Below are 25,787 nucleotides of genomic sequence, written 5' to 3'. Positions count from 1 at the left end.
GCCAGATCGGGGTGCCGTGACGCGCCGGGGACTCAGCCGGCGGTCACGGAGCGGGCGGGAGGTCGTCGCGGAGGATGGCGTAGAGGACGTTGTCGTGCCAGCGGCCCTCGCGGAAGGTGGACGCGCGCATCACGCCCTCGCGCGTGAATCCGGCCTTCTCCAGGGCGCGCTGCTCGGCGATGTTCTCGATGTCGGTGTCCGCCTCGACCCGGACGGCGAGGGTGTTGTCGAAGAGGTAGCGGACGAGGATGCGCTGGGCCTCCGTGCCGGCGCCGCGGCCGCGGGCGTGCGGCCAGAGCATGACGCCCATGCTCCAGTGGAAGGAGATGCCGCGGGGGATCTTCCGCCAGGAGACGAAGCCGAGCGATTCGGTGCCGCGCACGACGAGGAGACGGCCGCCGTCCGGGCCGAGGATGCCGTTCTGCTCCCAGTCGCGCTTCCAGCGGTGCGGGTCGGGCCAGCCGAACCACTGGAAGGGGCCGGAGGTGGCGGGGTCGGCGAGGTGGCCGTTGATCACGGGGAGGTCGTCCTCGGTGATCGGGCGCAGGGACACGGCGTCGGGGGCGTGGTTGCCCTGGGTGTCGATCATCCGTTCATCGTATGACCGCGATGATCCCAAGTGGCCGTCGTTCAAGGGCTCGTGCGGGGCCTCGTCCAGAGCCTCGTTCAGGGGCGGATGGTGCTGACCAGGTCCGCGGTGGAGGCGACGGTCGACTGGATCGTGGGCGCGATGCTGGAGCTCGCCAGGCAGAAGCCGAGCAGACCGGCCACGATCGCATGGCTGACCTTGAGGCTCTTGTTGTGCATGAGCAGCCCGACGATGACGAAGAGCAGCACGATGACGGAGACGTGGACGACCATGGGGCGATAGCAGCACAATTCGCCTGCGGAGCGGCGGAAACACGCAGAAGGGGCGGGTCCGGACGTCAGTACGTCCGCACCCGCCCCACTCTTTCGCAGGACGCCGCCCCGGGGTTCACGCCCGGAGCGCGCCGGCCGGTTCACGCCCGGATTTCACGCCCAGGTGATGAGCCGCTTGGGCTGCTCCAGGATCGCCGCCACGTCCGCGAGCACCTTCGAGCCCAGCTCGCCGTCGACCAGCCGGTGGTCGAAGGACAGCGCGAGCGTGGTGACGTGCCGCGGCTTGACCTTGCCCTTGTGCACCCACGGCTGGAGCTTCACCGCGCCGAAGGCGAGGATCGCGGACTCGCCGGGGTTGAGGATCGGCGTGCCGGTGTCGACGCCGAAGACGCCGACGTTGGTGATCGTGACCGTTCCGCCCTGCATGTCGGCGGGCGCGGTCTTCCCCTCGCGGGCCGTCGCCACCAGCTCGCCGAGCGCGGCGGCCAGCTCCGGCAGCGTCCTGTCCTGCGCGTCCTTGATGTTGGGGACGATCAGGCCGCGCGGGGTGGCCGCGGCGATGCCGAGGTTGACGTAGGACTTCTGGACGATCTCCTGCGCGTCCTCGTCCCAGGTCGCGTTGACCGCGGGATTGCGCCGGATCGCGACCAGCAGCGCCCGCGCCACCAGCAGCAGCGGGCTGACCTTGAGGCCCACGAAGGCCCGGTCCTCCTTCAGCTCCTGGACCAGCTTCATGGTCCGGGTGATGTCGAAGGTCACGAACTCGGTGACGTGCGGGGCCGTGAACGCGCTCGCCACCATGGCCTGCGCGGTGGCCCTGCGCACGCCCTTGATCGGCGTACGGGTCTCGCGCGCGCCCGCCGCCGCCGGTGCCGTCAGCGGTGCGGCGGGGAGCGGCGCGGGCGGCGCGGCCGCGGCGCGGATGTCCTCGCGCGTGACGACGCCGTTCGGGCCGGTGGGGACGACGGTGGCCAGGTCGATGCCCAGCTCCTTGGCGAGCTTGCGCACCGGGGGCTTGGCCAGCGGGCGTTCGGCCGGGGCGGCCGGGGCGGCGGGGACCGCCTGGCTCTCGGGGGCCGCCGGAGCGGCGGGGGAGGCGGGGGGAGCCGGGGAGGCCGCCTCGTGCCCGTTGAGCGGGGCGGACACGGGCGCGGCCGGGGGCTGCTTGCGCGGGCGGCGGGTCGTGGAGGACGGCGCGACGCCGTACCCCACCAGTACCGCCTCGCGCTTGGCCGCAGGCTCCGCGGCGGGCGCGGGCTCGGCGGCGGCCGGCTCCGGCGCGGGCTGCGCCGGTACGGTCTCGGGCCCGGCCTCGTCCCCCCCGGCGTCCACCACGATGATCGGCGTGCCGACGTCGACCGTCGTGCCCTCGTCGAAGCGGATCTCGCGTACCACCCCGTCGTAGGGGATGGGCAGTTCGACGGCCGCCTTCGCCGTCTCCACCTCGCAGATCACCATGCCGTCGTGCACGGTGTCGCCCACCGCCACGTACCACTTGAGGATCTCGGCCTCGGTCAGGCCCTCGCCGACGTCCGGCATCCGGAACTCACGGAAGCGCTGCGCCTGTGCGGTCACGGTAGTCACAACCCTCTCCCTCAGTACGCCAGCGACCGGTCGACGGCGTCCAGCACCCGGTCCAGACCGGGGAGGTACTCGTCCTCCAGGCGGGCCGGCGGGTAAGGCGCGTGGAAGCCGCCGACCCGGAGCACCGGCGCCTCCAGGTGGTAGAAGCAGCGCTCGGTGATACGTGCCGCGATCTCCGCGCCCGAGCCGTAGAAGACGGGTGCCTCGTGCACCACGACCAGCCGCCGGGTCTTCTCCACCGACGCCTGCACGGTGTCGAAGTCGATCGGGGAGAGCGAGCGGAGGTCCACGACCTCCAGGCTACGGCCCTCGTTCGCCGCCGCTGCCGCCGCCTCCAGGCACACCTTCACCATCGGCCCGTAGGCGACGAGCGTGACGTCCGTGCCCTGCTGCGCGACGACCGCCGAGTGCAGCCCGATCGGGACCGCCTCGGTGTTCACCTCGCCCTTGTCCCAGTAGCGCCGCTTGGGCTCGAAGAAGATCACCGGGTCGTCGCACTCGATGGCCTGCTGGAGCATCCAGTACGCGTCCGAGGGGTTCGACGGCGAGACCACCTTCAGGCCCGCCACGTGCGCGAAGAGCGTCTCGGGCGACTCGCTGTGGTGCTCGACCGCGCCGATGCCGCCGCCGTACGGGATGCGGATGACGACCGGCAGCTTGATCTTGCCGAGCGCGCGGGCGTGCATCTTGGCCAGCTGGGTGACGATCTGGTCGTAGGCGGGGAAGACGAAGCCGTCGAACTGGATCTCCACGACCGGCCGGTAGCCGCGCAGCGCCAGGCCGATCGCGGTGCCGACGATGCCCGACTCGGCGAGCGGGGTGTCGATGATCCGGCCCTCGCCGAAGTCCTTGTACAGGCCGTCGGTGATGCGGAAGACGCCGCCGAGGCGGCCGACGTCCTCGCCCATGACGAGGACCTTGGGGTCGTTGTCCAGCGCCTTGCGCAGGGACTCGTTCAGGGCCTTGGCCACTGCCATTGTCTGCGTCATGATCAGTGCCCCTGTCCTGCGGTCGCGCCGTCCTCTTCGAAGGACGCGAGGTACTCCGCGAACTGCGCGCGCTCCTCGTCGACGAGCGAGCTGCCGTCCGCGTAGACGTTGTCGAAGATGGCCATCGGGCCCGGGTTCGGCATGTTCCGCACGCCCTCGCGGACGCGCTTGGCCAGCGCGTCGCTCTCCGTGTCGATCCCGGTGTAGAAGTCCTCGTCGGCCAGGCCCTCGCGGTCGAGGTAGGCGCGCAGCCGGGCGATGGGGTCCTTCGACGCCCACTCCTCGCGCTCCTCCTCGCTGCGGTAGCGGGTCGGGTCGTCGGTCGTGGTGTGCGCGCCCATCCGGTAGGTGAACGCCTCCACCAGCATCGGGCCCTGCCCGCTGCGCGCGTGCTCCAGGGCCGCCCGGGTGACCGCGAGCACCGCCAGCACGTCGTTGCCGTCCACCCGCACGCCGGGGAAGCCGTAGCCCGCGGCGCGCTGGTAGATCGGCACGCGGGACTGCTTCTCGGTCGGCTCGGAGATCGCCCACTGGTTGTTCTGGCAGAAGAAGACCACGGGCGCGTTGTAGACCGCCGCGAAGGTGAAGGCCTCCGCCACGTCGCCCTGGCTGGAGGCGCCGTCGCCGAAGTACGCCAGCACCGCGGAGTCCGCGCCGTCCTTGGCCACGCCCATGGCGTAGCCCGCGGCGTGCAGCGTCTGCGAGCCGATCACGATCGTGTAGAGGTGGAAGTTGTTCTCGTTGGGGTCCCAGCCGCCGTTGTTCACGCCGCGGAACATGCCCAGCAGGTTGAGCGGGTCGACGTCGCGCGTCCAGGCCACGCCGTGCTCGCGGTAGGTCGGGAAGACGTAGTCGTCGGGGCGGGTGGCCCGGCCGGAGCCGATCTGCGCGGCCTCCTGGCCCAGCAGCGACGCCCACAGGCCCAGCTCGCCCTGCCGCTGCAGGGTGATCGCCTCGCCGTCGAAACGGCGGGTCAGGACCATGTCCCGGTACAGGCCGCGCAGCTCTTCCGCCGTCAGGTCGATCGCGTAGTCGTCGTGCTCGACGCGCTCACCCTGCGGGGTCAGCAGCTGGACGAGCCCGGGCTCACCACTACGGCGCTTCGCGGCGGCTGCGCGGGTCGTCCGCCCCCTTTTCGCGGGGGCACCGCCGTCGGCAGTGCTCTTCACGCTCACGTTCGCTCCTCCGTCTGTCCGGCCCCCGGGATCTGCCGGGGAGCAGGATGGAGCCGCTTTCCCGCGTCCACGGGAGGCGGCACACCTGGTCCGGCGGGACGCACGGGGTGTGTGCGGCATGACCGAGCCCAGGGCTGACAGCGTCCCGGCGAATGGCCTGCAACTACAGACGTTACCCACAAGTCCAGCATTCGCGCTAAGCCGTCCGACCTGCGGTTTTGCTTGGATTTCCTAGTAACTGCGCGAGCCTCGCGCATTCGGGCCGGGCAATCGTTTATTGCCGCAGGCCACCGGGACAATCGCACCGTATCTCGAATGGCGGACAACCGTAAGGGGCGGCAGGGAGCGCGCCTGCGGGAGGCGGTGGCCGCCGAGGGGTGCGACGCTGGGGGCGTGAGCGAAAAAGGGCATGACGGTCATATACGGGTATTCGTGGTGGACGATCACGATGTCGTCCGGCGCGGGGTGAACCGGCTGCTGTCCGGTGACCCGTCGATCGAGATCGTCGGCGAGGCCTCCGACACCGCCGAGGCCGTCGACCGGGTGCCGGACGCCCATCCGGACGTCGCCGTCCTGGACGTACGGCTGCCGGACGGCAGCGGCGTCGAGGCCTGCCGGGAGATCCGCTCGCACGACGAGTCCGTGAAGTGCCTGATGCTCACGTCCTTCGCCGACGACGAGGCCCTCTTCGACGCCGTCATGGGCGGCGCGGCCGGCTACGTCCCCAAGGTCATCACGGGCGACGACCTGATCAGCGCGGTGCGCGAGGTCGCCGCAGGCCACTCCCTCATCGACCCGGCCGCCACCGCGGAGGTGCTGGAGCGCCTCCGGGAGGGCGGCGCGCGCAGCGGCGAGCCCGAGGAGCGGCCGGGGCGGCTGTCGACGCGCGAGCGGGAGTTCCTGGACCTCATCGGGGAGGGCCTCACCAACCGCGAGATCGCCGAGCACGCCGGGCTCGACGAGCGGACGGTACGGCGGCAGGTCTCGCAGCTGCTGCACAAGCTGGGGATGGCGCGCGGGGCGCAGGGGGCGGGGGCGACGTGAGGGCCGCGGGTCGCGGGCGGGCTCAGGCCGCGGCAGGGGCTCGGGTCGCGGGCGGGCTCAGGCCACGCGAGGGGCGCGGTAGGGGCTCGGGTCGTACGGGCGGCGCGGGTCGTACGAGGGGCGCGGGCCGTACGAGGGGCGCGGGCCGTACGAGGGGCGCGGGCGCGGGGGTGTAAGGCGGCGCAAAAGGCGTAAGGCTGCCATTAGCAGGTCGAGACGGGGTGGCGCCACCTCGCCCGAACGGCCGCGCCCGTTGATCTACGCTGACACTCGTGACGGGCACGGCAACGGAGCCGCACACGCGGGCTGCGCTGTCCGCGCTGCTGCACCGGTACGAGGACGCGGGCGAACCGCTGACCTGCGAAGCCGTCCCCCGGGGACTGCTCAACCGCGGCTGGCGGGTGACCACCACCAGAGGCCGCTACTTCCTCAAGCAGTACATCTCCGCGGACACCGCCGCCCCCGCGACCATCGTGCGCCAGCACCGCGCCACCCGGCGCCTGGCGCGCCTCGGCCTCCCCGCCGCCGCGCCCCTGCGCGCCACCGACGGCCGCACGGTCACCCTGCACGGCGGCGTCGGCTACGCCCTCTTCCCGTGGATCGACGGCACCCACCGCGAGGGCACCGACCTGGACGCCGACCAGTCCCGGCGGCTCGGCATCCTGCTCGGGCTCGTCCACACCGGGCTGGCCCGCGTCCAGCCGCCGCCCGCCGCGGGCCCGCGCCCCAGCGCCGACCCCGACGCCACCTACGCCGACATCGAGCGGCTGCTCGCCCTCGCCCGCGCGCACCGCCCGCACGACACCTTCGACCGGCTCGCCGAGCACCGTCTGGTGGAGCGGCGCGAACTCCTCCGGCGGCACGCCCACCGCCGCCCGCCCGCCCCCGCGCCCGAGGGCGGGGTGCAGGGCTGGGTGCACGGCGACTTCCACCCGCTCAACCTGCTCTACCGGGGTGACGAGCCCGCCGCGATCGTCGACTGGGACCGGCTCGGCGTCCAGCCGCGCGCCGAGGAGGCGGTCCGGGCCGCCGCGATCTTCTTCGTCCACCCCGTCGACGGCCGCCTCGACCTGCGCAAGGTGCGCGCGTACGCCCGTGCGTACCGGCTCGCCTCCGGCGCCGGCGAGGACGAGGTCGCGGCCGCCGTCCACCGGGTGTGGTGGGAGCGGCTCAACGACTTCTGGATGCTCCAGTGGCGCTACGAGCAGCGCGACCTGCGCTCCGACCCGCTCTTCCCCGCGGCCTCGGCGCTGGCCGTGTGGTGGACGGGGGAGTACGAAGCGGTGCTGGACGCGTTCGCGGGGTAGCGGGGGTCAGGGTGTGGTGCCCTCGTCCGGGGGAGTGGCCGTGCCGGAGGGCGTGCCGGTGGGGGTGTCCGTCTGCGTGGGCTTGGTCGGCGACGGCGTGCTCTTCGTCGGCGACGACGTCGGCGTGTCCTTGGTCGGCGGCGTCGTCGCCGGGGTCGAGGGCGGCGTGCTCGGCGACGGGGTCCAGCTCGGCTTCGTCGGGTCGTCCGTCGGCGCGCCGGTGTCGCTCGGCTCGTCGGTCTGCTGGTCCGTGGGCTGGTTGTCGCTCGGCTGGTCGGCGGGCGCGCTCGTGGACGACGACGGCTGGTGGTTGTCGGCCGGGTTGTCGCCGTTCCCGTTGCCGTGCGTGGCGAGGACGACGCCGATGACCACGGCCAGCACCGCGGCCACCGTGAAGAGCACCGGCTTGAGCCAGCGGTTGCCGCTGCCCCCGCCGCGCTCGTCGTCGTAGCCGCTCCCGTTGCCGCTGCCGCCGGGGCCCGCGCCCGTACCCGTACCGCCGACGACGCCGGGGACGAGGGGGGCGTTCAGCTCGGCGGTGCTGCCGCTGCGGCCGTCCGGGCGGTAGCCGCCGGGGGCGTGGCCCTGGCCCTCGGGGAGGACCGCGGTGATCGCGCCGGTGTCCCACATGCCGCCGGTCCAGCCGCCCTGCTGGGTGAGGGCCTGGTGGGCGTAGCCGACGACGCCGCGCATCTCCTCCGCGCTCTGGAAGCGCTCCTCCGGCTGCTTGGCCAGCGAGCGCAGCACCAGTCCGTCCAGCTCGGGCGGCACGCGGTCGCTGATCTGCGACGGGAGCCGCGGCTCGTCCTGGACGTGCTGGTAGACCACGGACAGCGGGGTCTCGCCGACGAAGGGCGGGCGCAGCGCGAGCAGCTCGTAGAGCAGGCAGCCGGTGGCGTAGAGGTCGCTGCGGTGGTCGACGGACTTGCCGAGCGCCTGCTCCGGGGAGAGGTACTGCGGGGTGCCCATGACCATGCCGGTCTGCGTCATGGTGCTCGCGGCGCCGTGCAGGGCGCGGGCGATGCCGAAGTCCATGACCTTGACGGCGCCGCCCGTGGTGATGATCACGTTGGCGGGTTTGATGTCCCGGTGCACGATGCCGTGCTGGTGGCTGTACGCGAGGGCGTCCAGCACGCCGGAGACGATCAGCAGCGCCTGGTCGACGGGCGGCGGGGTGGCGCTGGTGAGCAGGTCCTTGATCGTGTGGCCCTCGACGAGTTCCATCACGATGTAAGGGGCCGTGCCGCTGGGTGTGCGGTCCTCACCGGAGTCGTAGACGGCCACGACGGCGTGGTGGTTCAGGCCTGCGACGGCCTGCGCCTCGCGCGTGAAGCGGGCCTTGGCGACGGGGTCCTCGGCGAGGTCGCCGCGCAGCAGCTTGACGGCGACGATCCGGCCCAGCCGTACGTCCTCGGCCGCGAAGACCTCGGCCATGCCACCGCGGCCGAGCCGCCGGGTCAGCCGGTAGCGGCCCTCGCCGACAACGGAGCCCGTGCCCCACTGCTGGAGGGAGGTCTCCGACGCTCCGGTGCCCGCGGCCGTCTCGTTCGGGTCGACCATCAGTCCTCGCCGTCGTTCGCCTTCGCTTGGTCTGGTGCGCCACCGTACCGCTTTTCCGCCGGCGGCCACGGCCCGTGTCCGAGGGACGGGCGCACCCGTGCACCCCTGCAGCCCGGTGCCGCAGGCCCTCCTACGACGCCTACCCCGCGGCCGTGGACCGACCCCGTACCCGGGAAAGTTCCGCGTTCTGTATGCGACCGATGCGTATCAGGTGACGAGATGGTCAACGAACTTGACGTGCCCGTGCGATCGGCCAGACTGAGCGGGCAAGCTCGGGGACGTGTGTCATCCCGTCGGACCTTCATGGGGGTAGCGGTACTGATGAGCGGGGACGCCACGCAGGGCGGCGGTTACACGGGGCGCTCGGTGGGCGGTGGGCGCTACGTGCTGCGCAACCTGCTCGGCCAGGGCGGCATGGCCTCCGTGCATCTGGCGCACGACACCGTGCTCGACCGGCCGGTGGCGGTCAAGACCCTCCACACCAACCTCGGGCACGAGCAGTCCTTCCGCGAGCGCTTCCGCCGCGAGGCGCAGTCCGTCGCGAAGCTCAACCACACCAACATCGTCTCGGTCTTCGACTCCGGCGAGGACACGATCGACGGTCAGGTCGTCCCCTATATCGTCATGGAGTACATCGAGGGCCGGCCGCTCGGCGACGTCCTCGCCGCGGACGTCGCGCAGTACGGCGCGATGCCCGCCGACAAGGCGCTGAAGATCGTCGGCGACGTGCTCGCCGCCCTCGCCGTGAGCCACGAAATGGGCCTGGTCCACCGGGACATCAAGCCCGGCAACGTGATGATCACGCGGCGCGGCGTCGTCAAGGTCATGGACTTCGGCATCGCGCGGGCCATGCAGTCCGGCGTCACTTCGATGACGCAGACCGGCATGGTCGTCGGCACCCCGCAGTACCTCTCCCCGGAGCAGGCCCTCGGGCGCGGCGTCGACGAGCGCTCCGACCTCTACTCGGTCGGCTGCATGCTCTTCGAACTCCTCACCGGGCGGCTCCCCTTCGACGCCGACTCGCCGCTCGCGATGGCGTACCAGCACGTCCAGGAGACGCCCCCGGCGCCGTCCGGCTTCAACCGCGCGCTGAGCCCGGCCGTCGACGCGCTCGTGGCCCGCGCGCTGCGCAAGAACCCGGCGGAGCGCTTCCCGACCGCCGACGCCATGCACGACGAGACCGACCGCGTCCTCGCCGCCACCGCGCAGAACGCGATGCCGCAGCTCTCCGGCGACGCCGTGACCGGCAGCCGCGGGGAGGGCGTCGCCAACTCCGTCTTCCCGTCCGCGCAGGGGGCGGTGCAGACCCCGCCGCCGCAGCTCCAGACGCCGTACGCGCCGACGACGCCCGCCCCGCAGTCCGGTTACGCGCCGCACACCCCGCCGCCCTCCGCCTACGGCTACCCGCAGCAGGGCGCCGCCCAGACCCCGCCGCCGAGCACCGCGTACGGCATGGGCGCGCCGCCCTCGATGCAGGGCATACCGCAGCAGCACATGGGCGGCGGCCACATGGGCGGCGGCATGGGCCCGGGGGCGGGCGGACCGGGCGGCGGCCGCAAGCGCAACACCCCGCTGATCGTGGGCGCCGCGGTGGTGGGCGTCGTGATCGTCGTCATCATCGCCGTCGTCCTCGCGACGCAGGGCGGCGGCAAGCCGGACCCCGGCCCCACGGCCGCCCCGAACCCCACCGCGACCACCGGGACCGCGGAGCCCACCGCCAGCGGCGACGGCGTCATCATGGGCGACCAGACCCGCACCATCGAGCTCAGCGAGTGCACCGAGGCGCACAACGAGCTGATCAACCCCGGCAAGCCCGACGTCATGACGATGCCCGACTTCACCTCGATCTACGTCGACTCCGCCGTCGCCTGCATGAAGGCCGCCAACGGATCGGCCTCGTAGTGGGCCTACTCGGTCGATGCGGCAACGCAGCGAGGTGCCGTGCCGGGCGTCGCAAGCCGGTGAACCCTCCCGGTCACAGCACTGGCCACCGCCGGGCGCCTGTCGCCGCCCCCTCCGCTCACCGCGCGGGCCCGTCCTCTCGGAAGAGGGGCCGGGCCCGCGGTGCTTCTTCCCGGGCGAGGGGCCCGCGCGGTACCGGTACGGGCATACGGGCGTAACGACTGGCCCGTACGTACGGGCGTACCGGCCGACCCGTACGTAGGGCGTACCCGCCGACCCGTACCGCGGCCGTTGCCGCCGGTACGGGCCCGGGGCGGCGTCCAGACGTCTTTCAGAGGTACGGGCCCGAGCGCGAGCCCGGGTGGCCGACGTCCAGCTCCTCCTCGTGGCCGAGCGCCCCCGGCGGCAGCGCCCGGCGCATCTGCTCCAGCTGCGCGCGCGCCGCCATCTGCTGGGCGAACAGCGCGGTCTGGATGCCGTGGAAGAGGCCCTCCAGCCAGCCGACCAGCTGCGCCTGGGCGATCCGCAGCTCGGCCTCGCTCGGCACGCTGTCGTCGGTGAAGGGCAGCGACAGCCGCTCCAGCTCCTCCACCAGCTCCGGCGCGAGCCCGGCCTCCAGCTCCTTGACCGAACTGGCGTGGATCTCCTTCAGCCGCACCCGGCTCGCCTCGTCCAGCGGAGCCGCCCGCACCTCCTCGAGGAGCTGCTTGATCATGCTGCCGATCCGCATCACCTTCGCAGGCTGCTCGACCATCTCCGTGACCGGGATCTCCCGCCCCTCCTCGCCGTCGGCGCTCCCGGCACCGCCGCCCAGGGCCATGCCGTCCGGCCCGACGACCAGGACCTGCGGATTGTGCGAGCTCTCCGGCGAGCGTTCGTTCATCGGCATCTCCATGCCGCCATTGTCCCGCACCTCCGTCCGCGCGGGCCGTGTGACCCCCTCCTGCTCCCACACGGCCCGCGCGCCACCGGACACGGCCCGGCGCTTCCCAGCACCTCCCCGGCGCCTGCCTGCCACGTGCCTGCCACGTGCCTGCCCTTGCCCTCAGCCGTCGGCCCGCTCAGCTCCTCAGCCGTCGGCCCCCTCAGCCGTCGGCCCGCTTGCCGAGCTCGGGACGCGACCGGGTCGAGCGCCTGCCGCTCCTTCCCACTCGGCGAAGGCCGATCGGCGCATCGGAGCCCATCTTCACTCGAACGAATGAACGAGCGGTGTTCGATGTTCGACGGGACGCACTGCGGGCAATCATGATCGGGAACGGTCACCCTCAGTCAGGGGAGGCCGGGACGGAAGGTCTCGTGCGCGGGCACGCGCGCGCCCGCGGGTTACGCGCGCGGGCGCAGGCGTGCGGTGAGAGAAGAGGGTGGGGCGGTGCCGGGCGGTCAACCCCGGCGCAGACGAAGACCGAGGAAGCCGAGACCGAGTCCGACCAGCACCATCCCCACGCCGAGCGGCAGCACCCGGAACACCCGGGGCTCGCGGGCGGCGTCGGAAGCGGAGCCGCCGCGCGCCGCGGCCGGCGCGGGGAGCGTGGTCGCGGTCGGCGCCGGGCCGGTGGAGCCCGCGTCGGGCACGAGCGAGGGCGACTGCTCACGGTAGCCGTGGCCGTAGTGGTGCTGCCGGGGCCGGTCCTCGTAGGCGCGGTACCGCGGGGGCCCGTCGCGGCCGGATCCGCCGGCGGGGAGCCGGGCGGGCGGCCGCAGGGGCGCGCCGCCGGAGGCGGAGGGTCCGGGCGGCCGCCCGGAATCGGAGCGGGCGGGCCTACCGGCAGGGCGGGAAGGACCGGACGGGCCGGCGGAAGTCGGCGGAAGGGAACGAGGAGGTGACGGCATGGCAGGCGTACCAGAGGTGGCGGGCGGACGCGGCGGGCCGGAATGCGGGCCGCTCGCGGGCAGTTCGGGCGGCCCGGGCCGTTCGGGCGGCGCGGGGGGCGAGGGCCGCGCGGATTTCGCCGGCGGTGCGGGCCGCGCGGGGTGGCCGGGTCCTGCGGGTCCGGGCGGTCCGGCGGGCCCGGGCGGCTGGACGTCCGCGGTCCCGCCGGGCTGCGGACCGCCGGGCCGGGGGTCGCGCCCCGGAAGGGGCGGGCGGGCCGCGCCGAAAGCAGCGGCCCGCGGCGATTCACGCTGCGCGGAGACGGAGGCGGGCACCGCCGGTGCTGCGGTACGCCCGGCTGCGGCCGGTGCGAGAAGGGCCGCGACAGCCAGAGCCGGCGCCACCGCACGGAAGGCCGCGGCAGCCGGGCGGACAGGGTGCGCGCCATCGGGCAGTGACCCGCGCCCGCCGGATGCCCACCGCACATCCCTCGCCTCTCCGCCGGACTCTCGGTGGAATCAGCGTCACATGAAGCGACAATTCCGGCATCCCGGGCATCTGGCGGGGTGTTCGCGGTCAGACGGTGAGCAGGATCTTGCCGACGTGCTCGCTGCTCTCCATCAGCCTGTGCGCGGCGGCGGCGTCGGCCAGCGGGAAGGCGCGGTCGACGACCGGGCGGACGGTGCCCGCCTCGACCAGCGGCCAGACGTGCTCGCGGACGGCCGCGACGATCGCCGCCTTCTCCGCCTCGGGCCGGGCCCGCAGGCTCGTCGCGATCACGGCCGCACGCTTGGCGAGCAGCTTCGCGAGGTTCAGTTCCGCCTTGATGCCGCCCTGCATACCGATCACGACGAGGCGCCCGTTCAGGGCCAGGGCGTCGAGGTTGCGGTCCAGGTACTTCGCCCCGACCACGTCCAGGACGACGTCGGCCCCCCGGTCGCCCAACTGCTCGACGAAGTCCTGCTCGCGGTAGTTGACCAGGATGTCGGCGCCCAACTCCGCGCAGAAGGCCAGCTTCTCCGCGGTGCCCGCGGTGGTCGCGACCGTCGCGCCGACCGCCTTGCCGAGCTGGATCGCCATGGTGCCGATGCCGCTGGAGCCGCCGTGCACGAGCAGCGTCTCGCCCGGTCGCAGGTGCGCGATCTGGAAGACGTTGGACCAGACCGTCGCGGTGACCTCGGGCAGCCCCGCCGCCGTGACCGGGTCGACGCCCTTGGGAAGCGGCAGCAACTGGCCGGCCGGCACCGCGACGAGTTCGGCGTAGCCGCCACCGGACAGCAGAGCGCACACCTCGTCCCCGACCGTCCAGCCGGCCACCCCCGCACCGAGCCCCACGATCCGCCCGGAGCATTCGAGGCCGGGGTAGCGGGAAGCGCCGGGCGGCGGGTCGTAGAAGCCCTGCCGCTGCAGGACGTCGGCGCGGTTCACGGCCGAGGCCACGACCTCGACCAGCACTTCGTCCGGCCCCGGCTCGGGATCAGGGACCTCGGCAAGGACCAGCGCATCGGGCCCGCCGGGCTCGGCAATGGTGATCGCACGCATGCCACGACCTTACGGGAAGCGGTCGCGGCGGTCCGGCGCGCCGTGCTGCGGAGCGGGACCGCGGAGTCAGCCCAGCGGCGCGGTCTCCGTGCCGTCGGTCGCCCGGTGGATGGTGATCAGCCGGTCGGTCGGGCGCAGTGGCGACGCGTCCGGGTCGTCGTGGCCGAGCAGGCGCGAGCCGCGCTTGACCGACACCACCAGATCCGCGCATTCGCGCGGCGCCTTGCCCGCCTCGGACGCCGCCACCGGCCGCTCGATGAGGTCGAGCCCGCTGCCGTAGGTGATCAGGTCGTCCATCACCCGCCCGACGCTGGGGCTGAGCACGCCGAGCCCCAGCAGCCGCCCCGCGTAGCCGGAGCTGGTGATGACCGAGTCGGCACCGGACTGCCGCAGCAGCGGCCCGTTCTCGTCCTCTCGGACCGACGCGACGATGTGTGCGGTCGGATTGAGCTGGCGCGCGGTCAGCGTGACCAGGACGGCGGTGTCGTCGCGTTGCGCGGCGACGACGATCTGCCGCGCCCGCTGCGCCTCGGCCCGGCGCAGGACCTCGCTGTGGGTCGCGTCCCCGGCGACCGCGACCAGCCCCTCCTCGGTCGCGCCGTGCACGGCCTTGTGGTCCGGGTCGACGACCACGATCTGCTCCTTCGGCACCCCGCGCCCCAGCAGCGTCCGCGCCGCCGACCGGCCCTTGGTGCCGTACCCCACGATGACGACGTGATCGCGCACCGTTCTCCTCCAACGCGTGAGCCGGAATTGCTCCCTGGTCCGCTCGGTCAGCACCTCCAGCGTCGTGCCGACCAGGATGATCAGGAAGAGCACACGCAGCGGCGTCACGAGAAAGGTGGTCGTCAGGCGCGCGCTGGTGCTGTACGGGACGATGTCGCCGTAGCCGGTCGTCGACAGGGTGACCGTCGAGTAGTAGAGCGCGTCGAGGAAGCCCACCGAGGTGTCGGCGACGTCGTGGTAGCCGCGGCGGTCGGTGTAGACGAGGGCGACGGTGACGGCGAGCACCAGCAGCGCGAGCAGCAGCCGCCTGCTCACCTGCACCAGCGGCCCCGCGGGCTGGTGCGGAAAGGCAACCGCGTGGCCGCCGGGCGTGGCGTCGGGCGGCGGGGGCCGGTCCGCGCCGCCCGACCCCTCGGGCCCCTCGGGCGGGGTCATGTACCGCTCCCCCACGCGGGCGCGAGCACCCCGGTGTCCAGGACCGCCGTCTCCTCCCCGGCCCTCCCGCCGCCCGGCGGGATCACCGCCATACCGTCCGCGGCGGCCAGCCCGCGCAGCATCGCGGGACCGGTGAAGTGCAGCGGCCGCGCGGCCGATTCGTCGTCGAAGACGACGGGCACGAGCCGGGTGTCCACCGGGTGGCCGGGCACGTCCGAGGTCAGCGGCGCCGCGTACGGCGCCGGCAGCGGCCGCCCGGCGAGGGTGCGCAGCACGGGGGCGACCAGAGTGAGCACACCGGAGACAGCCGCGAGCGGATTGCCGGGCAGCCCCGCCAGCAGGCCCCCGGCGGGCAGCCGGCCGAGCAGCATGGGGTGCCCCGGCCGTACCGCCACCCCGTCGACCAGCAGCGCGGCGCCGAGCCGGGCCAGCACGGGATGCACATGGTCGACCGGGCCGCCCGCAGTCCCTCCGGTGGTCACCACCAGATCGGCGGTGCTCGCGCCCAGCGCGGCGTGCAGCATGTCGGCGTCGTCCGGGAGCCGCCGCACCCCGGTCACGTCCGCGCCGAGCCCGCGCAGCCAGGACGGCAGCATCGGGCCGAGCGCGTCGCGCACTCGCCCGCCCCGCGGCGGGCCCTGGTCCAGCAGTTCGTCGCCGAGCACCAGGATCTCGACCCTGGGGCGCATGACGACGGCCAGCTCGTCGTATCCGGCGGCCGCGGCCAGTCCGAGCACCGCGGGGGTGACCAGCGCCCCCGCGGGCAGCAGTTCGTCGCCGCTTCGGCATTCCTGGCCCCTGCGCCGTATCTCCTGGCCGGGCCCGGGTGGGGAGTGCGGCGCCAGCACGTGCAGCCACTCGCCGTCGGTCCGCTGCCGCACACCGCCGTGCTCGCTGCGCAGCACCGCGGTGGTGCCGGGCGGCAGCACCGCGCCGGTGGCGATACGCGCCGCGTGGCCGCCCAGCAGGGGTTCGGACGGCCGCCGCTGCCCGGCGAGCACCTGCCCCTTCAGCCGCCACGGGCCCGGGCCCGCGACCGCCCAGCCGTCCATCGCGGAGGAGTCGAAGGAGGGCAGATCCGTCAGCGCGGCGAGCGGCCGCGCCAGCGCCATGCCGAGGACGTCCTCGCCGAGCGGCAGCGCGCGCACGTCGAGTCGGCGCCCCGCCCGGCGGGCGATACGCCGCGCCTCCGGCCAGGAGACGGCACTCGCCGGGGGCGGGGCGGGGTCCGGCGCGCACACCGGCTCGTGGCCGAGCGCGACCGCGAGCGGGTCGTTGGCGGGCGTCCGGGCGCCGCGGCCGGCCCTGCCCCGGGGGCCGTTGGCCAGCGCGAGGGCGTCGTCCAGGGCGCGGTCGGCGGCGTCCTCGCCGCTCCGGCCGCGGTCACGGGGGCCGTTCATCCGCCTTATGCCTCCGGTTCCGGCCAGTGCACGGCCAGGTCCGCGGCCTTGCGCGCCGCCTCGCGCACGGCCTGCGGCCCGCCGCCGGCCTGCGCGGCCGCGTAGCCCACCAGGAAGGTGGTCAGCGGCGCCGCCGGGCGCGCGACACCGTGCGCGGCGTCACGCGCCAGGTCGAGCAGGACACCGGTGTCCACGTCGAGGTCGATACCCAGTTCGGTCTTGACTGCTGCGATCCATTCGTCCACCACACGCCCATGGTCCCCGATCCGCCCCCGCAAGCCACCCAGGCTCACCCCGTGGACACCCCGCCCGGCCCACCGGGAGGGCCCGCGGCTCCAGCGGCGGGCGGTGGCAGCGGGTCTGGCGGGGAGTCAGGCGCCGGGCGGGCCGCCCTGCCGGTCCAGCCGGGCGCGCGCGACGGCGACGTCCTCCCACGTGTCGCAGTCGAAGCTCGCCCGGCCGGTGGGGTCGGGGATCCGGCGGAGCCGCAGTCCCGCGGTGAGCAGGCGCAGCGGCAGACCGGACAGGGTGCCGTACTCCGCCCGGAGCAGCGCGGCCTCGCGGCGCAGCGGCTCCGCCCGGTAGGCCGCCGCGAGCGGCTGGTCGCGGCCGCTCGCGTCGGTGAGCAGGACGCCCTCCCACTCGCCGCTGAGGCCCCCGGTGAGCGCGGCGACCGTGTCCGCCGTGAGGAAGGGCAGGTCGGCAGCGAGCACGAGCACGACCGGCGGGCGGTCCGGGCCGCCGAGCGCGGCGAGCCCGGCGGCCAGCGCGGGCAGCGGACCGCCGCCCGCGGGCTCCTCCCGGGTCCAGCGCACCGGCCGGGCGGTGGGCCTGCGGGGGCCGACGACGACGGTGCGGTCCGCGTCCGCGCAGACCGCGAGGACCCGGTCGAGCAGCGTCCGGCCGCCGAGCGCGAGTGCGGGCTTGTCGGTGCCGCCCAGCCGCCGGGCCGCCCCGCCGGCCGGCACCACCGCGTCGTAGCTCGTCGTCATGCCGCCGAGTATCCCCCGGCCGGCGCGCGGTGCGGCGGAGGGAGCGGGCCGGGCCGGTCAGACGGCGGCCAGCAGCAGGGCGGGCTGCTCCACGCAGTCGGCCACCATCCGCAGGAAGCCGCCCGCGACCCCGCCGTCGCACACCCGGTGGTCGAAGGTGAAGGAGAGCTGCACCACCTGGCGCACCGCCAACTCGCCCTCGTGCACCCACGGTTTCGCGGCGATCCGTCCCACGCCGAGCATCCCGGCCTCGGGGTGGTTGATGATCGGCGTGGAGCCGTCGACGCCGAAGACGCCGTAGTTGTTCAGCGTGAACGTGCCCCCCGTCAGCTCGGCCGGGGACAGCGTGCCGGCGCGGGCGGAGTCGGTGAGCCGGGCGATCGCGTCCGACAGCGCCGCGGTGGTCATCGTGTGCGCGTCGCGCAGCACGGGCACCACCAGGCCGCGGTCGGTCTGCGCGGCGAAGCCGAGGTGCACGCCGGGCAGCCGCACGATCTCCGAACGCTCGGTGTCCATCGTGGCGTTGAGCTCCGGGTAGCGGGCCAACGCAGCCGTGACCACCCTGGCCAGCAGCGCGAGCACGGAGATCCGCCGCTGCCCCGAGGCGTTCATCGCGGCGCGGGCCGCGAGCAGTTCGGTGGCGTCGGCGTCCACCCAGCAGGTGGCGTCCGGCACTTCACGGCGGCTGCGGGCCAGTTTCTCCGCGGCGGCTCGCCGTATCCCGCGCAGCGGCACCCGCTCCGCGCCCTCGGGAACGGCCGCGGGGGCAGGGGCGGTGGGCGCGGCAGCGGCGGCAGGGGCCGTGATCGCCCGCTCGACGTCGGAGCGCAGGATCAGCCCCTCGGGTCCGCTTCCGGCCAGGGTCCGCAGGTCCAGCCCGTGCTCGCGCGCTATCCGCCGCACCAGCGGTGAGATGACGGCCACCGGCCCGGCGCCCGCCCCGGCCGGCACGGACACCGGCGGGGGAGCGGGGACCGGAGGCGGCGGGGAGGCCGTCGGCGCGGGGCCCGGCGTCGTCGGAGCAGCGGCCGGCACGGGTCGGCGACCGCCCGCCCGCACCCGCCCCCGCCGGCGCCCCGCGGCCCCGCCGGTGCCGTAGCCGACCAGTACGTTGCCCGAGCCCTGGCCGCCGTCCCCCGAGTCCCCCGCGGCGGCGCCTCCGCCGTCACCGGCGGCGCCCGGCGGCTGCATCCCCGCCGCGTCGCCGGACCCCACCGCGACGGTCACCAGCGGCCTTCCCACGGCCAGCGACTCGCCCTCCTCGCCGAACCGCGCGGTGACCACCCCGCCGTAGGGGCAGGGCACCTCGACCACGGCCTTGGCCGTCTCCAGCTCGACGACCGGCTGGTCGACCGCGACGACGTCGCCGACCTGCACCAGCCAGCGGACGATCTCCGCCTCCGTCAGGCCCTCCCCGAGGTCGGGAAGGGTGAACTCGCGCACCACGGCCATCAGTCGTCCTCCCACTGGAGCCGGCCGACCGCGTCGAGGATGCGGTCCACACCCGGAAGGTGGTGCCGTTCGAGCATCGGCGGCGGGTAGGGGATGTCGAAGCCGGTGACCCGCAGCACGGGCGCCTCCAGGTGGTGGAAGCAGCGCTCGGTGATGCGCGCGGCGATCTCCGCGCCCGCCCCGGCGAAGCCCGCCGCCTCGTGGACCACGACGGCCCGCCCGGTGGCCCGCACGGCAGCGGCGACGGTCTCCTCGTCGAAGGGCACCAGGCTGCGCAGATCCACCACGCCCAGATCCCAGCCCTCCTCCTTCGCCGCCTCCGCCGCCTCCAGGCACACCGGCAGCGACGGTCCGTACGTCACGAGCGTCGCCGTGCGCCCTGCCCGGCGCACCACGGCCCGCCCGGGCGGCGGCACCACGGCCGGCTCCCTCGCCGACCAGTCGGCCTTCGACCAGTACAGCCGCTTCGGCTCCAGGAAGACGACCGGGTCGTCGGAGGCGATCGCCGCCCGCAGCATCCCGTACGCGTCCTCCACCGTGGCCGGGGTGAAGACGTGCAGGCCCGGCGTGTGGACGTAGTAGGCCTCCGAGGAGTCGCTGTGGTGCTCCACCCCGCCGATGCCGCCGCCGTACGGGATCCGCACGGTGATGGGCATCGGCAGCGCGCCCCGCGTCCGGTTGCGCATCCGGGCGACATGGCTGACGAGCTGCTCGAAGGCCGGGTAGGCGAAGGCGTCGAACTGCATCTCGACGACCGGCCGCAGCCCGTACATCGCCATGCCGACTGCCGCGCCGAGGATGCCGGCCTCGGCGAGCGGCGTGTCGGTGCAGCGGTCCTCGCCGAAATCCCTGGTCAGGCCGTCGGTGATGCGGAAGACCCCGCCCAGCGTGCCGACGTCCTCCCCCATGACGTGCACGGCCGGATCCGCCGCGAGGGCGTCCCGCAGCGCCTGGTTGAGCGCCTGCGCCATGGTGGTCTGCTTGCGTACGGGCGGCGCCTCGCGGCCCGTGTCGGTCGTGGCAGTGGTCATGGCCGGCGCTCCGCCGCCGGCTCCTCCGCGGAGGCGGCCGCGGCTGATTCCTCGGCCTCCGCCGCCGTCTCCGCCCGCAGCAGGGCGGCCTGCTCGCGCAGTTGCGGCGTGGGCTCGGCGTAGACGTGCGCGAAGAGCTCCGTCAGGTCGAGCGAGGGCTCGGTGTGCATCCGCTCGCGCAGGTCGGCGGCGAGCGTCTCTGCCTCGTCCGCCACCTGCTGCCGCCCCGCCTCGTCGAGCAGCCCGCGCCCGGTCAGTTCCCTTTCCAGCAGCTCCACCGGGTCGTACGCGCGCCAGGCGGCGACCTCGGCCTCCTCGCGGTAGCGGCCCGCGTCGTCGGCGTTGGTGTGCGCGTCGATCCGGTAGGTGACCGCCTCGACGAGGGTCGGGCCGCCACCGTCCCGCGCGCGGTTCAGCGCCTCGGTGAGGACCTGGTGGACGGCCGGTGCGTCGTTTCCGTCCACCAGCCTTCCCGGCATCCCGTAGCCGACCGCCTTGTGCGCGAAGGTCGGCGCCGCGGTCTGCTTGGCCAGGGGCACGGAGATGGCGAAGCCGTTGTTCTGCACCAGGAAGACCACCGGCGCGTGCCAGACGGCGGCGAAGTTGAGTGCTTCGTGGAAATCGCCCTCGCTCGTGCCGCCGTCGCCGACCATGGCGAGCGCGGCGACCGGGTCGCCGCTGAGCCGGGCGGCGTGCGCGAGCCCGACGGCGTGCGGCAACTGAGTGGCGAGCGGTGTGCTGAGCGGGGCGACGCGATGGACGCGCGGGTCGTACCCGGTGTGCCAGTCGCCGCGCAGCAGCGTCAGCGCCTCGACCGGGTCGACCCCGCGGGCCACCACGGCGAGGGTGTCGCGGTAGCTGGGGAAGAGCCAGTCGGCGGGCGCGAGCGCGAGAGCGGCGGCGATCTCGCAGGCCTCCTGACCGGTGCTGGACGGGTAGACGGCGAGCCGGCCCTGCTTGGTCAGGGCGGTGGCCTGCCGGTTGTAGCGGCGACCGCGGACGAGTTGCGCGTACAGCGCGCGCAGGAGCGCGGGATCCAGCCGCGCGGCGGCCGGGGTGCCGAGCATCCGGTAGGGCTCCGGGTCGGGCAGCAGCGGCGCGGCGTCGGTGCGAGGCCGCCAGGCGGGGATGTCCAGCACGGTCATCGCGAGCACCTCCTTGTGGTCGGTGACCGTCAGCAGTCGGTAGCGCGAGCGGGTTCCGCTCTCCCTACCGATTGTTCGGTCGCCGGAGGCATTTTGGCTACGGGGTGGTTCCGCCTGTGGACAAACGGTTCTGCACAGCCTGAGATGGAGCCAGTACGTCCATGGTAGGGAGCTTGCGGGGGATGGCGAGAGAACAGATGGCCGACCACGAGCCGGCGGCGCGGCCGCTTGACCCGATAGACCGCATGATCCTCCGGCTGCTCCAGGAGGACGGCAGGGCCTCGGTACGGTCGGTGGCCGAGCGGGTGCACGTGTCCCGGGCGAACGCGTACGCCCGGATCAACCGGCTCATCGAGGACGGGGTGATACGCGGCTTCACGGCTCGGGTGGACCACGATCGGGCGGGGCACGCCGCCTCCGCCTACATCACCCTCAAGATCGTCCAGAATTCCTGGCGGACGGTGCGCGAAAAGCTCGTGACCCTTCCGGGCGTCGCCCACGTCGCCCTGGTCAGCGGCGATTTCGACGTCCTGCTGCTGGTGCACACTGTCGACAACCGCAGCCTGCGGGAGCTGGTGCTCACCCGGCTGCAGTCGATCGAGGAGGTGCTCAGCAGCAGGACACTGCTGGTATTCGAGGAGACGGACCTGGTGGTCGGGGACTGACCCGGTCTCCCGCCGCGAGGACCGGACGGTGAGGCCGTTCCCGACGCCGCGCGGCCCGCCTTCGCCCGTCCGGGTGACAGGCGCTCGGGAGCCTCCGCCCCGGCGGCCGCCCGCTACGCGCGCAGCCCGTCGAAGGCCAGCCGCACCACGGCGTCGGCGACCTGCTCCCGGTCCATCGCGCCCTTCGCTGTCGGCCGGTACCACTCGGCTATGGAGTTGATCATTCCGAACAGCAGCCTGGTCGCCAGCCGGGCCTCCACGTCGGTCCGCAGGTCCCCCTCGGCCACCGCCGCCTTGAGCAGCTCCGCGACCCGCTGGTCGAACTCCCTGCGGCGCTTCATGGCCCAGCGCTCGGTCGTGGTGTTGCCCCTCACCCGCAGCAGCAGCGTCACATAGGGGAGTTCGTCCATCAGGACCACGGCCGTCCGCCGGATGACGTACTCCAGCCGGCGCACCGCGGAACCCTCCGCCGCCGCGGGCTCCTCCAGGATGCCGAAGAGCGCGTCGAGAGCGCGCCCCACCGCCCGGTTGAGCAGCTCCTCCTTGCCGCGCACGTGGTGGTAGATGGAGGACTTGGAGATCCCGGCCACACGGGAGAGATCCTCCATGGACGTGCCGTCGTAACCGCGCTCGTTGAAGACCTCCACGGCCACGGCGAGCAGCGAGTCCGGCGTATAGGTGTCGCGCTTCGGCATGGTCATGAGGAGATCACACCTTTCTCCGCCCGCGCGCGCCGCCTCAGTCCCTGGCTGGGGGCGTAGCGTCCGGTGGGATACGTCTCGTGCATCTCCTCCAGCAGCTCCACCGCGTACTCCGCCGAGATGCGGTCGCACCACTCCAGTGGACCCAGCGGGTAGTTGACCCCCAGCCGCATCGCGGTGTCGACGTCCTCGGCGGAGGCCACCTGCCGCGCGACCGCGTCGGCCGCGAGGTCGGCGAGCATGGCGACGGTCCGCGCCACGATCAGGCCGGGGGCGCTGTTGACGACGCTGACCTCCTTGCCGAGCGCCTGGAAGAGGCCGACGGCGTGCGCCACCGCCTCGGGGTGCGCCTCCCGGCCGGGCGCGAGCGCGATCCGGGTGGCGGCCCGGTAGTCGGCCGCGAGGTCGAAGCAGATCTCCGTCGTGTCGCTCTCCCGGCCCATGGTCAGGGAGAGCAGCGCCCCGTCGGGCAGCACGAGCCCGTCGTCACCGCGCCCGGTGTCCTCGGCGACCTCGACACCGGCCTCCCGCAGCATCGGCACCACTTCCCACGCCGGGCCCAGGCTGCCGCGCACCAGCACCCTGGTCGGCGCCAGGGCCGGTTCGGCGGTGTGCGGCTGGTGCCCGGGGTCCGCGGTTCCGCCGGGGCGGCCGTCCGCCGGGTACGGATACCAGCCGCGACCGGACTTCCTGCCGAGCCGGCCCGACTCCACCAGGCGGCGCTGGGCCAGCGAGGGGGTGAACTTCGGGTCGTGGAAGAACGCCTCCCAGACCGTGCGCGTCACCGCCTCGTTGACGTCCTGGCCGATCAGGTCCATCAGCTCGAAGGGCCCCATGGCGAAGCCGCCGCACTCGCGCAGGACCGCGTCGATGGTCGCGGGGTCGGCGACCCGCTCCTCGTACAGCCGCAGGGCCTCGGCGTAGAAGGGGCGCGCGATGCGGTTGACGACGAAACCGGGGGTGTCCGTGCAGCGCACCGGCGTCTTGCCCCACGCGGTCGCCGTGTCCGCAGCACGGGAGAGGGCCGCCGGATCGCTCTCCGCGCCCGCCACCACCTCGACCAGCGGCAGTAGCGGGGCGGGGTTGAAGAAGTGCATCCCGACCAGCCGGCCCGGCAGCCGCAGCGCGCCGCCGATGGCGGTCACCGGCAGCGAGGAGGTGTTGGTCGCCAGCAGGCAGCCGTCCGCGACGACGTCTTCGAGGCCCGCGAAGAGCGCCTGTTTGGCGGCAAGGTCCTCGACTGCGGCCTCCACGACGAGCGCGGCGTCCGCCAGCTCGGCGGCACTCTCCACGGGCACGAGCCGCGCCAGCGCCTCCTTGTACCCGGTCGCGCCGAGCCTTCCCTTCTCGACCAGCCGGTCGAGGCGGCCCGCCACGCCGTCGGCGGCGGCCCGGGCCCGGCCCGGAAGGGCGTCGTGCAGCAGCACCCGGTGGCCGGCGAGCAGCGCGACCTGCGCGATGCCCTGGCCCATGGTGCCGGTGCCGACGACGGCCACGGTGCTGGTGCTCTCGATCCCGGTCACGCTGTCCCCTGTTCCCGCTCGCGGTGTCCCTTGCATCCCCTGCCCGCCTGTCCCTGCCCGCCTGTCCCGGCCCCGGCCCGTCTGTCCCGGCCCGGCCGGTCGTCCGCCGGTCCGGGCAGGGATCGGCCCTGCGAGTTTTCCACAGGCCGGGTCGGCCGCCCTTGTCCCGACCGACCATTCGGTTAATCTAGCTGTGTCGCCCTCACTCCGCGCAGCTCGACGAGGAGTTGGTCCCATTGTCCGCCGGTCTCTCCCCCCAGTCCCTGGCAGAACGCCACCGCGCCACCCTCGACACAGCGCTGGACACGATCAGGACGCGCGGCTTCTGGTCGCCCTACCCCGAGCATCCGAAGGCGTACGGGGATGCCGAGGAGGGCAAGGCCGCCTTCGACGCGCTGCTCGGCCGGCGCTTCCCGTTCGCCGCCGAGCAGCCGGGCACGGACGGGTGGACGGGCGGCGAGCGCTCGCCGTACGGCGTGGATCTGGGCGTGCAGTACCCGCACCCCGACCCGGACGTCCTGCTGCCCGCGATGCGCGCGGCGATGCCCGGGTGGCGGGAGGCCGGGCCCGAGACCCGGGCACTGGTGTGCCTGGAGATCCTGGCCAGGGTCAACGCGCGGACGCACGAGATGGCCCACGCGGTCATGCACACCTCGGGCCAGGCGTTCACCATGGCCTTCCAGGCCGGCGGCCCGCACGCCCAGGACCGCGGGCTGGAGGCGGTGGCGTACGCCTACGCCGAGCAGGTCCGCGTGCCCGGCACCGCCGAGTGGGTGAAACCGCAGGGCAAGCGGGATCCGCTGGAGCTGCGGAAGTCCTTCACCGCGGTGCCGCGGGGCATCGGCCTGGTGATCGGCTGCAACACCTTCCCGACCTGGAACGGCTACCCGGGCCTCTTCGCCTCGCTGGCCACCGGCAACGCGGTGCTGGTCAAACCCCATCCGCAGGCCGTGCTGCCGCTGGCGCTGACCGTGTCCGCCGCCCGTGACGTGCTGGCCGAGGCCGGCTTCTCCCCCGACCTGGTGTGCTTGGCCGTGGAGCGCCCCGGCGAGGGCCTGGCCAAGACACTGGCGGTACGCCCCGAGGTCCGCATCGTCGACTACACCGGCTCGACCGCCTTCGGCGACTGGCTGGAGGCCAACGCCCGCCAGGCACTGGTCTTCACCGAGAAGGCGGGCGTCAACACGGTGGTCGTCGACTCCACCGACGACTACCGCGGCATGCTCGCCAACCTGGCCTTCTCGCTGTCCCTCTACAGCGGCCAGATGTGCACGACCCCGCAGAATCTGCTGATCCCGAGGCAGGGCATCGGCACCGAGGCCGGCCCACGGACGTACGACGAGGTGGTTGCCGACCTCGCCGCCGCCGTGGAGAAGCTCCTCGGTGACGACGCGCGGGCCAACGCGCTGCTCGGCGCCCTGGTCAACCCGGAGGTGAAGGCCCGGCTGGAGGCCGCCCCCGGCATGGGCGAGGTGGCGCTCGCCTCCCGGGAGGTCGTCCACCCCGACCACCCCGGTGCGGTGGTCCGCACCCCGGCGCTGGTCCGGCTGGACGCGGCGAAGCCGGACAGCGAGGCGCTCTTCACCACCGAGTGCTTCGGTCCTGTCGCGTTCGCCGTCGCCGTCGACTCCACGGACGAGGCGCTGCGACTGCTGCGCCGTACCGTCCGCGACCACGGCGCCATGACGGTCGGCGGCTACACGACCTCGCCCGAGGTCGAACGGCAGCTGGAGGAGGTGTGCTTCGAGGAGTGCGCCCAGCTGTCGCTCAACCTGACCGGCGGGGTGTACGTGAACCAGACGGCCGCCTTCTCCGACCTGCACGGTTCCGGCGGCAACCCCGCGGCCAACGCGGCGCTGTGCGACGCGGCCTTCGTCGCCGGCCGCTTCCGGACGGTGGAGGTGCGCAGGCCCGCCTGAGCCGCGCCCGCCACGGGCCGGTGT

Annotated in this window: 21 protein-coding genes and 2 pseudogenes; 5 read left to right on the top strand and 18 right to left on the bottom strand. The window is 74.0% G+C overall.

Annotated features, from left to right (window positions below; genetic code table 11):
- Positions 1-43: 43 nt before the first annotated feature.
- The 5 genes from IH54_RS0103615 to pdhA (IH54_RS0103595) all read right to left on the bottom strand — a co-directional run bounded on the left by IH54_RS0103615 (position 44) and on the right by pdhA (IH54_RS0103595) (position 4,609).
- Positions 44-589, bottom strand: coding sequence for a GNAT family N-acetyltransferase (locus IH54_RS0103615; protein WP_052397019.1), 546 nt, complete (start codon positions 587-589; stop codon positions 44-46).
- Positions 590-666: 77 nt separating this feature from the next.
- A complete protein-coding gene (locus IH54_RS0103610) occupies positions 667-861 on the bottom strand; it encodes a hypothetical protein (protein WP_031512792.1) in 195 nt (64 codons plus the stop codon).
- 153 nt (positions 862-1,014) lie between these two features.
- Positions 1,015-2,445 (bottom strand): dihydrolipoamide acetyltransferase family protein, encoded by a 1,431-nt coding sequence (locus IH54_RS0103605; RefSeq protein ID WP_031512791.1) that lies wholly within the window; start codon positions 2,443-2,445, stop codon positions 1,015-1,017.
- 11 nt (positions 2,446-2,456) lie between these two features.
- Entirely contained in the window at positions 2,457-3,434 is a 978-nt protein-coding gene (locus IH54_RS0103600) for an alpha-ketoacid dehydrogenase subunit beta (protein ID WP_031512790.1), read from the bottom strand.
- 2 nt (positions 3,435-3,436) lie between these two features.
- A complete protein-coding gene (gene pdhA / locus IH54_RS0103595) occupies positions 3,437-4,609 on the bottom strand; it encodes a pyruvate dehydrogenase (acetyl-transferring) E1 component subunit alpha (RefSeq protein WP_031512789.1) in 1,173 nt (390 codons plus the stop codon).
- A gap of 432 nt (positions 4,610-5,041) precedes the next feature.
- Between pdhA (IH54_RS0103595) and IH54_RS0103590 the strand changes: the two genes are divergently transcribed.
- Positions 5,042-5,653, top strand: a complete 612-nt coding sequence (locus IH54_RS0103590; RefSeq protein WP_420711704.1) for a response regulator transcription factor — start codon at positions 5,042-5,044, stop codon at positions 5,651-5,653.
- 263 nt (positions 5,654-5,916) lie between these two features.
- Entirely contained in the window at positions 5,917-6,960 is a 1,044-nt protein-coding gene (locus IH54_RS0103585; RefSeq protein WP_031512787.1) for a phosphotransferase, read from the top strand.
- A 6-nt stretch (positions 6,961-6,966) separates the two neighbouring features.
- Here IH54_RS0103585 and IH54_RS0103580 read toward each other — a convergent pair whose 3' ends face one another.
- The gene (locus IH54_RS0103580) at positions 6,967-8,520 is read right to left on the bottom strand and encodes a protein kinase domain-containing protein (protein ID WP_031512786.1); all 1,554 of its coding nucleotides are present in this window, start codon (positions 8,518-8,520) and stop codon (positions 6,967-6,969) included.
- A 321-nt stretch (positions 8,521-8,841) separates the two neighbouring features.
- On the opposite strand from IH54_RS0103580, the gene IH54_RS0103575 reads away from it, so the two are divergent.
- Complete coding sequence (locus IH54_RS0103575; protein ID WP_052397018.1) at positions 8,842-10,422, top strand: protein kinase domain-containing protein; 1,581 nt, start codon at positions 8,842-8,844, stop codon at positions 10,420-10,422.
- Positions 10,423-10,753: 331 nt separating this feature from the next.
- On the opposite strand, the gene IH54_RS0103570 is transcribed toward IH54_RS0103575, so the two are convergent.
- The 10 genes and pseudogenes from IH54_RS0103570 to pdhA (IH54_RS0103525) form a co-directional block, all read right to left on the bottom strand.
- Positions 10,754-11,317 (bottom strand): bacterial proteasome activator family protein, encoded by a 564-nt coding sequence (locus IH54_RS0103570; RefSeq protein ID WP_031512784.1) that lies wholly within the window; start codon positions 11,315-11,317, stop codon positions 10,754-10,756.
- Between the two features lie 485 nt (positions 11,318-11,802).
- Positions 11,803-11,994, bottom strand: coding sequence for a hypothetical protein (locus IH54_RS45255; protein WP_031512783.1), 192 nt, complete (start codon positions 11,992-11,994; stop codon positions 11,803-11,805).
- An 814-nt stretch (positions 11,995-12,808) separates the two neighbouring features.
- Positions 12,809-13,774 carry an NAD(P)H-quinone oxidoreductase gene (locus tag IH54_RS0103560; protein WP_031512782.1) on the bottom strand — a complete coding sequence of 322 codons (966 nt, stop codon included), beginning with the start codon at positions 13,772-13,774 and terminating at the stop codon, positions 12,809-12,811.
- Between the two features lie 66 nt (positions 13,775-13,840).
- Entirely contained in the window at positions 13,841-14,935 is a 1,095-nt protein-coding gene (locus IH54_RS0103555; protein WP_052397017.1) for a potassium channel family protein, read from the bottom strand.
- Entirely contained in the window at positions 14,932-16,335 is a 1,404-nt protein-coding gene (locus IH54_RS0103550; RefSeq protein WP_031512780.1) for a molybdopterin molybdotransferase MoeA, read from the bottom strand. Before IH54_RS0103550 ends, IH54_RS0103555 begins: the two co-directional genes overlap by 4 nt.
- A gap of 5 nt (positions 16,336-16,340) precedes the next feature.
- A pseudogene (locus IH54_RS48045) lies at positions 16,341-16,604 on the bottom strand (DUF6457 domain-containing protein); the annotation flags it as partial.
- Between the two features lie 138 nt (positions 16,605-16,742).
- Positions 16,743-17,327 (bottom strand): annotated as a pseudogene (gene mobA, locus IH54_RS48040) (molybdenum cofactor guanylyltransferase); the annotation flags it as partial.
- Between the two features lie 57 nt (positions 17,328-17,384).
- The gene (locus IH54_RS0103535) at positions 17,385-18,779 is read right to left on the bottom strand and encodes a dihydrolipoamide acetyltransferase family protein (RefSeq protein WP_031512777.1); all 1,395 of its coding nucleotides are present in this window, start codon (positions 18,777-18,779) and stop codon (positions 17,385-17,387) included.
- Positions 18,779-19,810 carry an alpha-ketoacid dehydrogenase subunit beta gene (locus tag IH54_RS0103530; RefSeq protein ID WP_031512776.1) on the bottom strand — a complete coding sequence of 344 codons (1,032 nt, stop codon included), beginning with the start codon at positions 19,808-19,810 and terminating at the stop codon, positions 18,779-18,781. The genes IH54_RS0103535 and IH54_RS0103530 overlap by 1 nt, the downstream gene beginning before the upstream one ends.
- Positions 19,807-20,955 (bottom strand): pyruvate dehydrogenase (acetyl-transferring) E1 component subunit alpha, encoded by a 1,149-nt coding sequence (gene pdhA / locus IH54_RS0103525; RefSeq protein ID WP_052397016.1) that lies wholly within the window; start codon positions 20,953-20,955, stop codon positions 19,807-19,809. Before pdhA (IH54_RS0103525) ends, IH54_RS0103530 begins: the two co-directional genes overlap by 4 nt.
- 182 nt (positions 20,956-21,137) lie before the next feature.
- Here pdhA (IH54_RS0103525) and IH54_RS0103520 point away from each other — a divergent pair, with 182 nt between their 5' ends.
- Positions 21,138-21,620: an Lrp/AsnC family transcriptional regulator gene (locus IH54_RS0103520; RefSeq protein WP_078861900.1), complete on the top strand. Its 483-nt coding sequence runs from the start codon at positions 21,138-21,140 to the stop codon at positions 21,618-21,620.
- 113 nt (positions 21,621-21,733) lie between these two features.
- On the opposite strand, the gene IH54_RS0103515 is transcribed toward IH54_RS0103520, so the two are convergent.
- Together IH54_RS0103515 and IH54_RS0103510 are read right to left on the bottom strand one after the other, a co-directional pair.
- Positions 21,734-22,321: a TetR/AcrR family transcriptional regulator gene (locus IH54_RS0103515; RefSeq protein ID WP_031512773.1), complete on the bottom strand. Its 588-nt coding sequence runs from the start codon at positions 22,319-22,321 to the stop codon at positions 21,734-21,736.
- On the bottom strand, positions 22,318-23,880 hold the full coding sequence (locus IH54_RS0103510) for a 3-hydroxyacyl-CoA dehydrogenase (protein WP_052397015.1): 1,563 nt from the start codon (positions 23,878-23,880) through the stop codon (positions 22,318-22,320). The genes IH54_RS0103515 and IH54_RS0103510 overlap by 4 nt, the downstream gene beginning before the upstream one ends.
- 200 nt (positions 23,881-24,080) lie before the next feature.
- On the opposite strand from IH54_RS0103510, the gene paaN reads away from it, so the two are divergent.
- Positions 24,081-25,763 carry a phenylacetic acid degradation protein PaaN gene (paaN, locus tag IH54_RS0103505; RefSeq protein WP_031512771.1) on the top strand — a complete coding sequence of 561 codons (1,683 nt, stop codon included), beginning with the start codon at positions 24,081-24,083 and terminating at the stop codon, positions 25,761-25,763.
- The last annotated feature ends 24 nt before the right edge of the window (positions 25,764-25,787 follow it).

The sequence above is a fragment of the Streptomyces sp. NRRL F-5123 genome, assembly GCF_000721495.1.
Lineage (GTDB): Bacteria > Actinomycetota > Actinomycetes > Streptomycetales > Streptomycetaceae > Actinacidiphila.
Note: the sequence above shows the minus strand (reverse complement) of the source record. Positions and strands in the feature narration are given on the sequence as shown.

What these genes read in the sequence shown, in the direction of transcription:
- IH54_RS0103570 (WP_031512784.1), bottom strand. Translation starts at nt 11,317, where the DNA reads ATGGAGATGCCGATGAACGAACGCTCGCCGGAGAGCTCGCACAATCCG.
- IH54_RS0103610 (WP_031512792.1), bottom strand. Translation starts at nt 861, where the DNA reads ATGGTCGTCCACGTCTCCGTCATCGTGCTGCTCTTCGTCATCGTCGGG.
- IH54_RS0103520 (WP_078861900.1), top strand. Translation starts at nt 21,138, where the DNA reads ATGGCGAGAGAACAGATGGCCGACCACGAGCCGGCGGCGCGGCCGCTT.
- IH54_RS0103555 (WP_052397017.1), bottom strand. Translation starts at nt 14,935, where the DNA reads ATGACCCCGCCCGAGGGGCCCGAGGGGTCGGGCGGCGCGGACCGGCCC.
- pdhA (WP_052397016.1), bottom strand. Translation starts at nt 20,955, where the DNA reads ATGACCGTGCTGGACATCCCCGCCTGGCGGCCTCGCACCGACGCCGCG.
- IH54_RS0103615 (WP_052397019.1), bottom strand. Translation starts at nt 589, where the DNA reads ATGATCGACACCCAGGGCAACCACGCCCCCGACGCCGTGTCCCTGCGC.
- IH54_RS0103560 (WP_031512782.1), bottom strand. Translation starts at nt 13,774, where the DNA reads ATGCGTGCGATCACCATTGCCGAGCCCGGCGGGCCCGATGCGCTGGTC.
- IH54_RS0103510 (WP_052397015.1), bottom strand. Translation starts at nt 23,880, where the DNA reads ATGCAAGGGACACCGCGAGCGGGAACAGGGGACAGCGTGACCGGGATC.
- IH54_RS0103575 (WP_052397018.1), top strand. Translation starts at nt 8,842, where the DNA reads ATGAGCGGGGACGCCACGCAGGGCGGCGGTTACACGGGGCGCTCGGTG.
- IH54_RS0103550 (WP_031512780.1), bottom strand. Translation starts at nt 16,335, where the DNA reads ATGAACGGCCCCCGTGACCGCGGCCGGAGCGGCGAGGACGCCGCCGAC.
- IH54_RS0103515 (WP_031512773.1), bottom strand. Translation starts at nt 22,321, where the DNA reads ATGACCATGCCGAAGCGCGACACCTATACGCCGGACTCGCTGCTCGCC.
- IH54_RS0103580 (WP_031512786.1), bottom strand. Translation starts at nt 8,520, where the DNA reads ATGGTCGACCCGAACGAGACGGCCGCGGGCACCGGAGCGTCGGAGACC.
- IH54_RS0103600 (WP_031512790.1), bottom strand. Translation starts at nt 3,434, where the DNA reads ATGACGCAGACAATGGCAGTGGCCAAGGCCCTGAACGAGTCCCTGCGC.
- IH54_RS0103530 (WP_031512776.1), bottom strand. Translation starts at nt 19,810, where the DNA reads ATGACCACTGCCACGACCGACACGGGCCGCGAGGCGCCGCCCGTACGC.
- IH54_RS0103535 (WP_031512777.1), bottom strand. Translation starts at nt 18,779, where the DNA reads ATGGCCGTGGTGCGCGAGTTCACCCTTCCCGACCTCGGGGAGGGCCTG.